The sequence below is a fragment of the Parabacteroides sp. AF18-52 genome, from assembly GCF_003479145.1.
In the GTDB taxonomy this organism is placed as follows: Bacteria; Bacteroidota; Bacteroidia; order Bacteroidales; family Tannerellaceae; genus Parabacteroides; species Parabacteroides faecis.
Genome location: NZ_QUGR01000006.1, coordinates 296,400 through 307,924, shown reverse-complemented (window position 1 = coordinate 307,924; position 11,525 = coordinate 296,400). Strand labels below are relative to the sequence as shown.

Annotated in this window: 7 protein-coding genes; all 7 read right to left on the bottom strand. The window is 43.4% G+C overall.

The window, feature by feature from the left end; genetic code table 11:
• Positions 1-33: 33 nt before the first annotated feature.
• Positions 34-1,116 carry a FecR family protein gene (locus DWX23_RS12645; protein ID WP_122374756.1) on the bottom strand — a complete coding sequence of 361 codons (1,083 nt, stop codon included), beginning with the start codon at positions 1,114-1,116 and terminating at the stop codon, positions 34-36.
• A gap of 66 nt (positions 1,117-1,182) precedes the next feature.
• Positions 1,183-1,731, bottom strand: a complete 549-nt coding sequence (locus tag DWX23_RS12640) for an RNA polymerase sigma factor (RefSeq protein ID WP_122374755.1) — start codon at positions 1,729-1,731, stop codon at positions 1,183-1,185.
• Between the two features lie 629 nt (positions 1,732-2,360).
• Complete coding sequence (locus DWX23_RS12635) at positions 2,361-3,251, bottom strand: YitT family protein (RefSeq protein WP_122374754.1); 891 nt, start codon at positions 3,249-3,251, stop codon at positions 2,361-2,363.
• 136 nt (positions 3,252-3,387) lie between these two features.
• Positions 3,388-4,530 carry a glycoside hydrolase family 43 protein gene (locus DWX23_RS12630; protein ID WP_122353606.1) on the bottom strand — a complete coding sequence of 381 codons (1,143 nt, stop codon included), beginning with the start codon at positions 4,528-4,530 and terminating at the stop codon, positions 3,388-3,390.
• 4 nt (positions 4,531-4,534) lie between these two features.
• Positions 4,535-5,419: a TIM barrel protein gene (locus DWX23_RS12625; RefSeq protein ID WP_122353607.1), complete on the bottom strand. Its 885-nt coding sequence runs from the start codon at positions 5,417-5,419 to the stop codon at positions 4,535-4,537.
• A 213-nt stretch (positions 5,420-5,632) separates the two neighbouring features.
• A complete protein-coding gene (locus tag DWX23_RS12620) occupies positions 5,633-8,749 on the bottom strand; it encodes a glycosyl hydrolase (RefSeq protein WP_122374753.1) in 3,117 nt (1,038 codons plus the stop codon).
• Positions 8,750-8,860: 111 nt separating this feature from the next.
• Complete coding sequence (locus tag DWX23_RS12615) at positions 8,861-11,518, bottom strand: alpha-L-rhamnosidase (RefSeq protein WP_122374781.1); 2,658 nt, start codon at positions 11,516-11,518, stop codon at positions 8,861-8,863.
• Positions 11,519-11,525 lie beyond the last annotated feature (7 nt).

Here is an 11,525-nt window from a genome sequence, read left to right as displayed (position 1 = left end):
TTTTTTAATTCGACGTCTTTCACATAGGCAATTCTATTTTGATATTATTACGTTGTTATTCGCATCCGTCTTATATTGAAGGAACAGGGACTGGCAGATGATATTGATCACATCTTCCATGTTCTCCCGCAAATCCAGTTTTCCGGAAATGGGGATATCTCCTATCTCTTCATTATACCAAATGGTACGCCCGTAATAACGGGACAACCGGTCCAAGGTCTCTCCAACCTTCCGGTCGCTCAACATCATCATATTATCCTTCCAACAGATATACTCAAAAACATCCACCTCCTTGATTGCCGTACCTTTATCATTTATCTCAAACATTTGATTAGGAGAGAGTTCCGACTTGTTATTCTTACCGGAATTAACTTCCACCCGTCCGTCAACCAGCACGACCGAAGCAAAAGCATCTTCCTTATAGGCGCAAACATTAAACTGTGTACCAAGCACTTTTACATCAAAACCATTTGTTTTGACAATAAAAGGACGTGAAGGATCTTTCGTTACATCCAGGTAAACCTCTCCTTCCACAATTATTTCTCTTTTTTCCTTTTTGAATACTGCCGGATAAAATACACGCGTACCGGCATTTACATACATCCTTGTTCCATCGGAGAAAGTGATATCCGCCCTTCTACCTTTCGGGACAATGATCTGGTTTATTTCCTCTTTTTTCTCTTTCTTATCTTCTGCTGTCTCCTTCTTTACAACGTGTTCCTCTGCATTCGACTTTCCATCCACATCATATCTGATAGACGATTCATCTTTCAGTTGCATCTTATCCTCACTTTCGATCAAAACGATTTCATCGCCGGACAAAGAAGAAGTGTTGTTTTCAAGCAAAGCAAGCGACATAGAAGTATCATTCTTCGTATCCATTACAAAATAAAGACCGACAGAAAGAAGTATGGCTATTGATGCAGCAACAGACCATATATAACGGTAGCGTAATCTGAATGAAGTATGTGGCTGATCCAACCGGGCTTCTATCTCCTGCCATGATGCCAGAGCTTCCGGTAATTTATCCGACTCTGCTTCATGAACTTTCCTAAGTAAGTCTTTCCCGGCCTGCTCAAATGATTTCTTACTTAATATGTTTTGTTTTCTATTCACAAGTAACCTCTTTTTATCCTTATTACGGGATAGGTCTCATTTGGTACTCACTTTTTTTGAATAAAATCAATTCTTTTTTAGATATAATTTCCTAAGACACGTCAAAGACCTGAATAGCAGATTCTTACTGGACTGATAATTTATTCCCATTATCTCGGCTATTTCATCATGCTTTAGTTCATTGACATAATACAAATAAATTATTTCCTGTTGATGGGGAGATAATTGCGAAAAGACCTGCATCAGATGTTTAGCCCGATTATCAGCATCCGAATCTTCAAAAGAAAGTAAAGGCATCAGTTCATCGGTCACAAACACTTCTTCATACAAGGAGATATCATCCGTGGCTTTCTCCTTTTCAAGTGTATCATACAATTTATTACGTAAGGCTTTGATCAGGTATCCTTTCACATTCGGGGTAGCGGAAAGAGACTGATAGTTCTGAATTAGTTTTATGAAAATATCCTGGATGCAATCCTTTACTAAATCCTTATCCGATACCAATTTGGAGCCATAATTATACAATAAAGAATAGAAGCGGCAATAGATTTCCCTGAAAGCCTCTTTATCCCCTGTCAAACATAATCCCCATAATTTCTCATCGGATATTTGCATATAAATATCTACTTATAATTATTGTAATAGCCTATCAACAACAATTGGTGTGCAAAAGTAAACACGCATTATTACACTCATATTACATCAAAATTAAGTAAGTATTAGTATTCAGATCGTATAATTTCATAAGTCCATAAATAGTATTACACTTTCAACATATCTATCTCTTTGAAAATAAAAGGTTGGAAATAGTTCTGTTAGAACTATAGTATATATTGCTACTTTTTACTGAAAACAATGATTTACTCCTATGCATAATACTTCGATTGTTAACAAACGTTCCTTAAAACGTTCATTCTTCTTCTCAATTTAACCTATTATAATAAAAATGAGCTATATTTGCATCCGTTGGGTTATTAGTTCTAACAGAACGATGGCATTAACATACAAATCTAATACCGCAACCTGTTCTTCCTGCTTTACCGTCTTAAATTACCATAAAAATTCCCCACTCAAAAAAATGAGTGGGGAATTTTCCCCGCACCGGTGGGGATAAATCCCCATTATAGTGGGTTCTTTTCCCCATTGCAGTGGGGAGAACTAAGTAGAAAAGGCTTTTCTACAAACTATTCAGGCACGGAATATATAAATTCCATGCCTGAAAGAAAGTGAATATAAAGAGTTATTTATTTTACTTTGATATGGTCGAAACCTTCCCCGTACACACCGATAACAGCACTCTGTGAAACAAATGCCTCCGGATCTATATCTTTGATCAAACGGAAAATTGTAGTCGACTCCCGCTTTTTTGCCAACACGAACATCATCTTCACACCGAGTCCGGTATACATGCCGGTTCCGTCTATTACCGTTACACCCCGGTGGAGATCTTTATTGATACGACGTCCTATCTCTTCATGTTTCTTGGAAATAATAAAGAACTGCACTGACTGGCGGGCACTATTCACCACCTGGTCGAGCACAAAGCTGGAGATATACAGAGTAGCAAAACCATAAACCACTTTTTCCCAATCATGCAGTACGAAATAACTGGAAGAGATAATGATCATGTCCGTCATCAGAATGACACGCCCCAACGTAATATCCCTGTACTTATTGATAATGGCAGCAATAATATCCGTACCGCCGGAACTGCCATTAGCAGAAAAAGCAATACCAATACCGCTTCCGCAAAAAGAAGCACCGATAACACAAGCCATGAACGGCTGATCACCAAGTAAATGCAAACCGGCTGTCGCCCCTTGAATAATCGGCAGAATAAAAGTCATGACCAATACGGCAAAAATGGTCTTTACGCTGAACCTCCACCCCAGAATGATCAGAGAAGCGATCAATAGCCCGCCATTAATTGCAAAATACGTGTACTGAACATTCAGTCCGGTCGCCCAATACACAATAGAAGCAATACCTGGCACCCCACCGGTAGTTATGTCGTTGGGCAAAAGGAAAACTGTCCACCCAATAGCATAGAAAAGCATGCCAAGAGCGATCATCAGGTAATCGTGCAGCTCTCTCAGCATTAACTGCCTTGAGGTAATCGATAAAGTTGGTTTCATTTTAAAAGTTTATTAATTTGCAGCTCCGCAAAAACGAAGCTGCAAAATTAATGAAGATTAAATCAATTTATCGGTATGATTCCAATGAATTTATAAAAAACAGATTGTTAAATTTCTATTACGACGGATCAGGCAGTCAATAACTCCATTTATCACGCCATTCAATGACGGGCTGGTCACCATCGAAACGGATAGGAAGCCAGATATAACGGCCATCTATCGCATTGTCGGGAGTCCATCGGTCACCCATATAAATGAATTGCCCCGGTTTGCCCGGAACCGGTAAAACATACGTACTTTGGGAATGGAAAGAGAGGTCGGCATCCGCCCCGGCAAACGGGTTCTCCAGTTCCTCCCAGGGTCCCCAAACAGAAGAAGCGACGGCCGAGCGTCCCGCATTCGGCGCCCATCCGGTACAGCCGGACATGATCAGGTAATATTTCCCGTCACGTTTGAACATTGCCGGAGCCTCCATGAAACGACCGGGGAAGAAACGGGCATAAGCACCGGAATAACCGGTATAATCGTCCGTCAGTTGAGAGATATGCAACGTACTGTTCTCTTCGGAAGAATAGATATGATAGGCTTTGCCATCCTCATCGACGAACAGATTCATATCGCGGGCCATTTGTCCGCCTTCCATGTCACGCCCGAGTAAATTCAGACTGTCCGGATGAGCTGGCAAACTACCGCCTGTAAACTGACTCCTATCCGATTCCGGAACCCGCTGTTTATGAATATCCTGCACATTGATCGGCCAATGACCGGCATTCGGACGTACGGCACGAAGGAACGTATAAGGACCAACCGCTCGATCGCTCACGGCAATACCGCTAAGAGCACCGGAATATCCCGCCCCTTTCGGCTCCAGATGAAACCACATGACATACTTGTTATTCTTCTTATTATAGATCACTTTCGGACGTTCCAGAATACAGCCTTTCGCTATGCTATGTGTCGAATCATCCGTCACGACAGACAGAGCGATGCCTTCGTCTTTCCAATTATACAGATCCTTGGAGGAATAACAGTGAACACCGACCAGGGCATTATTTCCGGCTGTTCCTTCCGTCTTATGCTCGCCAAACCAGTAATAGGTATCACCGGCATGAAGAATACCGCCACCGTGAGCATTGATATGCGTCCCGTTGTTATCCGGCCACAGTTCACCGGGAGTAAATACGCCCCCTGCCTGTTCTGCCCCTGTTTTACTTTTACAACTCATAAAAGCAACGGCAAACAACAGGATACACAACTGTATAATCTGACCTTTCTTCATACGATCAGACGTCACAAATACGTATACATTTTTCAAGAGAGGCGATCTTATCCTGCTGGCGCGGAACGAACTCCTGTCCGACAAACCCTTTATAACCGGTTTCCACTATCGCTTTCATGATAGCCGGATAATAAAGTTCCTGTGTCTCGTCGATCTCCGCACGTCCCGGATTACCGCCGGTATGGATATGGGAGAAATATTCGTGATACTTTTGAATATTCTCAATAATATTTCCTTCCATGATCTGCATATGGTAGATATCATACAGAAGTTTAAAGTTAGGCGAACCGACACGGCGGCACAGTTCCACTCCCCAGACAGTATGATCGCACTGATAATCTTTGTGTCCCACACTATTCAGCAATTCCATTGTCAGGACCACATTATGCTTCTCTGCCAAAGGCATCAGACGCTTCAAACCTTTTTCACAATTTTCCCATCCCTGAAGATCGGTCAGGCCGTTCCGTTTACCGGAGAAACAGATCAGATTGGTCAATCCGGCTTCTGCTACCAAAGGAATTACCTGTTCATAACTGGCAACCAGTTCATCATGCAGTTTAGGATCATTAAACCCACGGTCGATCCCTAAACCGGCTCCCTGACACATAGCTACCGTCAACCCATGTTGCTGTACCACCGGCCAATCTTTCGGATCGAGTAACTCGATCGATTCAATGCCTATATTCTTACATATTCCGCAAAATTCATCCAGCGGATAGTCGCCGAAACACCATTTACTAACGGAGTGGCGTATATTCCCCTTAAGCGGTTCCTTTGTTTCTACTTTTTTCTTCTTTGCAGGATTCGCTGCATCCAGTCCGGATACGGCTAACGCAGCCCCACCCACCAGTGCGGTCTTAATGGCTGTTCTTCTTGAGATGTTTTCCATGTTATTCAGAATTGATAATTAATTAGATGGTACAAATATAAGAAAAGAATCTATTTCAGCACCTTGTCTATCCACGGCAACACCCATTCTACCTTAAAATAATAAAACAACACAATAGTGAGAATGGCTGCCATCCTATAGTGCTACTATGATCAGGACTATAGTTATAAGCTATTCAGGACTATTGTGTTGTTTATATGGATCGAAGAAGTACTAATGTACTAAATCGAAATCAGTCATCAGACCATAATCCATCATTTGATATTCATTACCAGGAATAGGCTTTTCTATTCCTTTCCAATGCCACGGAGAAGCCAGGCCCGGGGCCGGATTACGATAGTGCGGGCCTAACAGGTTCTTATGGCTACCGATTACCCGGACATCTATCTTATTCTTACCTTCCTTCAGATAAGATGTTACATCCAAACGATAGGGATCGTATGCAATAATACCTGCTTTCTGATCATTGACATAGACTTCGGCAATCGTTCCTTTCCAGTCGTTCAGCTGAACAGCATATGGGGTTGAAAGAGATTCTACCTCAAAGTCTTTGGAATAACTTACTCCCCAGGAATAGAACGGTTGCTTCTGTGCTTTCCAGCTACCCAATGTCAGGTTTTCAACCGGAGCACTGATACTCCATCCTAACTTTTCCGGGACAACGGCAAAGTCTCCCAGGACATAAACCGGCTCTATCTCTGCAAAGATGCTCATAGGACTAACACTCAATTCCACAGTATTCAGACCTGTCTTCACCTGTTTTCCTATAGCATAAACACCGAACGAACGATCCAACCACCATTCTCCCGGTATCGGTTTCACCTGTTCACCGTTGATCTTAACAGTAAATAATTCAGGACGTTCCGAAACCAGTTTCATATTTGAATAATCGAACTTATCGTTTACAGTAAAACGGTAAGTCGCCGTAAAGCCACCGTTCTTAAAGGTATCCCGATCTAAAATATTCCGCTTGTACTGTACGGAAGTATTCCAGGGGTTACCATTCGCAAAACCATATTCACGGAAAACGATATCGGCTGCCTGTGCAAAGTAAACATTCTTTGTTGTCTTTCCATTGACACTCACATCACAGAAATCGATATTCAGTGCATTATCCTTCAAACGGTTAACCTGAAGCGGACTAACAGCCGGAACCGGAGTAGAGCCTGCAACGGCCGGCATTTCAGGATAAGACTTCTGTGAACCTTTGGAGCTATACAACAATAAACTTCCGGCTGGTTCCAGATGGAACTTCATTGTCAATTTACCGTCTGCTTTCGTCGAAGGATACGTATAGATATTTCCACTCATCGCATCCATCTGAACAGCTGATTTCCCGTTGACAGTAACCGTTCCGTCCACAGCTTCATCCAGGGATGAATTTACCAGGAACAATAATTCCCCATCGGTAAACTGACGGCGCTGGTGGTATAAATCGCCTCCGTTAAACGAGAACCGGCAATCTGCATCCGCAAATGTATTCTGAATAACTGCATCCGTCAACTGAGGAACGGAAGTTACAGACTGGGCAGAAAGTATTGTTTTCCAATCCGCATTCTCAGCACCGTCGATCAAGGAAGGAGAAGAGAAAGTGACCACACGTCCGCCCTGTTGCACAAAGCTCTGCAATAAATCGAATGTCGGCTTATTCAATGTTTCCATCATCGGAGGTAATACGACTGTCGTATATGCCGCTTTACCGATAATAAACTTACCGTCGGCAACGGTCCCATGATCTTTTATAATATTCTCTGAACCCAGATCATATTCTACCTGGCTCTTTTCCAAAGTCGTTATAAAAGTCTGGAAAGCCTGACCGATTTCCATCAGTTTCGGACTGCTCTTAGTATGTGAATAATAGCTCCATAATGTAGCATTAGGCTCTATGATCAATATATCGTTCTGCTGAACCCCTTTGCTCATAAGTAAAGACAGACGGGCAAAGTAATCATTCTGCGACTTATAATCGGCCCACCACGGCGAATGGTAGGTAAATACCGGCGGATAATCGTATTTACGGGCACCCGTAAGAGTCATATGTGCCAGATGCTGATTCATAAAGTTTACTCCCAGGACATACTCCCAGTCTCCGAGCCGTTTGAAATCCTTGAAGGTTTCGTCCCAGCCACCGCCACCATACGTTTCACTCAACGTACGTGAATATCCCATCTGATTGGCGACGCTACGCAATTCTTTTACCGAACGGACATTACCAAACTGCGCTACAGGGCTTTTCTCATCAAACTGGTTGAATAGCATATCGATCGCAGGCATCTGATGCCAGGCATACATGGCCATATTATCCGGCCCGTCATTCATATAAGGCCATCCGTGTTCCCAGTAGTGACCGGTCCATTCCAGGTTATTCTCTTCACAATACTGATGGAAAGGTTTTGACCAACGGTCGATAAACAACTGCAACAAAGTCTCCATATAGTTATGACGCACCTTCTTCCAGTCGCCGGTCTCTTCTTCCAGCAACGGCAACAACGGTTTTAAATCATATCCCCATTTTTGCTGGAAGACATCGAACAGATCCGGAGTCCAGCGCAGTCCGCCCGGAGTACTAATATTCGGCTCGTCAGAGAAAATACCCTTAATGGATGAACCGAATTCTCCTTTCAGCGTCTTTTCATATCCGTTCTTCATCGTTACTTCCAGGAACTTTTCCGTTACTCCCGGAACCAACAGGTCCACATACGAATAACCGCCGTACCAATCCGATTTCCCCATATAAGTTTTCTTATACAGGTAATATTCTCCTTTGGTTCCTTTATATTCAGCCATTTGGGCTGTAATATCTTTCCAGGCATCGCCTTCCTTTTTTAAACACATGTAATAAGGGGCTGTATCCTCCGGAAGTAATTCAGCCTTTGTCAAAGCCAATCCCTGGCCCTGGTTATAAGATTCCGGCATTTCCTGCGGCACATGGCCACCGGCAAATCCGCTGGGATAGGAGTTTTCATCATAAATCCAGACGTTCATACCTATCTCTTTCCCGAACTCTACCGCATGTTTATAGAGAGAGAACCATTCGTCACCCAAATATTCAGTGATCATACCCGGACGGGGATGAATGAAAAGACCTCCGAAACCGGCCTCTTTCAGCTCACGCATCGTACGCTCTACTTCGGCCTCGGTCACTTTACTGTTCCAGACTGCCAGCGGGGCACTTCTAAAATCGGCAGGCGGATCTTTAAAATCCTTTTCTATAGTGGTAAAAGAATCCTGCGTTTGCACGCTGGTATTCTGACAGCTAACCAAACCGAATGATAGGGCACTTCCTGCAATAACACCGGATAAGTATTTTACAATGTTTTGTGCTTTCATATACTTAAAGATTTATTCGTTTGTACAAAAGAATAGGTTAAGCCTTTCTTCTAAATTATAAAATTGACAATTTAGTTGATAAAAATGATATTTCACTACTGCCTGTCATTCCTACAGAGCACATGTAATCCGATAATTCCCCGATTGTATTTCCAACTGATCCAATTTGTCCGACTTTACATCATTAATCGAAACACTCTTGGCTTTAACGGGTAACAAAACCGTAGCTTTACAACCAACAGGAATACTCAGATCCAGGGTAAAGGCTACGTCCGTTTTTTCCCATTTTACATCTAACATTCCGAAAGGAGTTTCTTTCGCTGCTTTCACCCATGAAATACCTTTTACCAGTTGAGGCTGAATAAATACATGCTTGTATCCCGGATTCGCTTCGTCTGGGTTGATACCTCCCAAAGCCTGGTAAAACCAGGAGCCGATACCATTATAACAATTATGGATATGGCTACGCTCTCCATTCCAGTGCTCCCAGGTCGTAGTCGCTCCATTATCCAGCATATACAAATAGCCCGGATACTCTCTCTTCTTCAACATTCCATAGATAAAATCGGCCTGTTTATTCTTCACAGCCCATTCGGTTATTACAGGAATCCCCACCAGTCCTGTTGCCAGATGTCCGTTAAAACGGTCTTTCGTGACACGATACAAGGTATTTCTGACATCAGACTGTTCATCTTCCGGTGTTGCACCGACCAGCATCGGGTAGATCAAATCGATCTGCGTACCTGTAGCATAACTCTTCTGCCCGGGATCATAAAACGTTTTATGGATAAGCGTATTCAGGTCTTTATATTTAGCCGCATACGCCTGTTTATCCTGTTCCTTACCCAATACATTCGCTATCTTACACATCGTTTGATAGCAAACCGATATATAGCAATTATCAACGGCATCAACCGATAAAGGATTTGTCTGGTCGATCCCGGTCGGAGTAGCCCAATCACCCAGATACCAATTCCGGTAATCGGTGTTCGGCCATGTTTTCAGCAGACCGTTTACGGTATATTCATCCACATACTCCAGCCATTTCTGCATATAAGGATAATAACGTTCTATCAGACGGCTGTCGCCATAATTTACATAGGTAGCCCACGAAGCTGTAATGATAAATCCGCACCAGTACGGGCCTCCTCCTGCCATATAAGGATTAGGAGCCGTATGAGGCATACCTCCGTCTTCTCTCATGCAATCTGCCCATGCCTGCATCCAGTTCATGTATAAAGGAGTAAGATTATACATTGTCTGAACGGTCTGCGTCGAGGCATTCCCGTCGCCACCATACCCCAGTCGTTCGATCTGGGGGCAGTCTACCATATACCCACCTAACGTCAAACAACGGAGTGTATAGCGGATCATATCGTGAATTGCATTTAAGTCTTCATCCGAACAACTAAAAGAGGCACTTCCGTTATAATCCGTATGAACCAGGCAAGCTGTTATATCGGTTAGCGCCGGAGCCTCACTCAGATTCGTCAGTTTCAGATACCGATAGGCCTGGTAATTGAACTTATTAACGAAGCTCTCCCCTGCTTTACCGGAAGCGATATAATAATCTTCATAAAGTCTGTCTCTGAACTGCCCTTCTTCGTTCAGAAAATCGCAATAGCTAATCCGTATCTTCTGACCGGAAGCCAATGCCGGAAACTTTATTTTCGTCCACCCCGTAAAGTTCGTTCCCATATCGAAGATCCAGGCGGTATCACCGGATGCCTGGCATGATACCGGATGGAACTCTTTCTGAATCCGGTTCAACTCTGCCATTTGCGGCGTAGCCTTATGGACCGGTATCGAAGCTATTTTTACTTTTTCCCATTCAACGCTATTCAATGTAGAAGCAGTTAAATCGGGAAGCAGTTCGGAAGCCGTTACAACCTCCCCGCCAAACTGATGCGGCCTCCAGTTTCCTGTCGAGACATAACCGCTTTTACGAGCCAGCCAGGAATCGTCCGTAACCAAAACCGTAGTCCAATCTCCTTCGTCTCTGCTTTCCAGCTGGGCACGGACAAACGGACCGCCTTCCACAACGCCCGGAAGTCCGTCGCGGTACCAGCCTTTACCTAACCAGAGAACAATCTCATTACTCCCTTTCTGAACAAGTCCGGAAACATCATAAGTAACGATCAGGGAACGTTTATCGAACTGGGAGACAGCCGGCGTCAATACAGCATCGCCGACATGTTTTCCATTGACATATACCTCATGGTAACCCAACGAATTCACATGGAGCAACATCTTTTCTCCAAGTGTATTACATTGGAATGTTTTCCGGAATAGCGGCGATTCCATTTGGCCTTCGGCCTGGTTCATGCCGATATATCGGGCAGTCCAATCTTCCGGATGCAGCAATCCCACTCCAAAACAAGCAGGTTCACTCCATGCGGACACATTCCCTTTTCCATCCCAGACACGCACTTTCCAATAAGAAAAGCTCCTGGAACTTAGAGGACTACCCTGATATAAAACCCCATTGGATTTGTCTGACTCCATCTTTCCCGAATTCCACAGGTCTGCTTTTCCTTCCGACAAATACTTTTTATCCGAAGCGACCAGTATCTGATAAGCAGTTTGTTCGACACCTTGTTCCTTTGAGTTTAACACCCAACTGAAGTGAGGAGAGGTATTGTCGATTCCCAACGGCTCATTTAAGTTCTCACACTGCAAACCATCGATATCCAATGACGAACGGGTACTGCACGAAACGGCTAACAGCGAGACAAACGCAAATAATACTTTTAAATAAATGCCTTTCATATCCGTC

Bases quoted from the DNA above. Each gene is read 5' to 3' on its own strand.
- DWX23_RS12625 (WP_122353607.1), bottom strand. From the start codon at position 5,419: ATGGAAAACATCTCAAGAAGAACAGCCATTAAGACCGCACTGGTGGGT.
- DWX23_RS12640 (WP_122374755.1), bottom strand. From the start codon at position 1,731: ATGCAAATATCCGATGAGAAATTATGGGGATTATGTTTGACAGGGGAT.
- DWX23_RS12615 (WP_122374781.1), bottom strand. From the start codon at position 11,518: ATGAAAGGCATTTATTTAAAAGTATTATTTGCGTTTGTCTCGCTGTTA.
- DWX23_RS12630 (WP_122353606.1), bottom strand. From the start codon at position 4,530: ATGAAGAAAGGTCAGATTATACAGTTGTGTATCCTGTTGTTTGCCGTT.
- DWX23_RS12635 (WP_122374754.1), bottom strand. From the start codon at position 3,251: ATGAAACCAACTTTATCGATTACCTCAAGGCAGTTAATGCTGAGAGAG.
- DWX23_RS12620 (WP_122374753.1), bottom strand. From the start codon at position 8,749: ATGAAAGCACAAAACATTGTAAAATACTTATCCGGTGTTATTGCAGGA.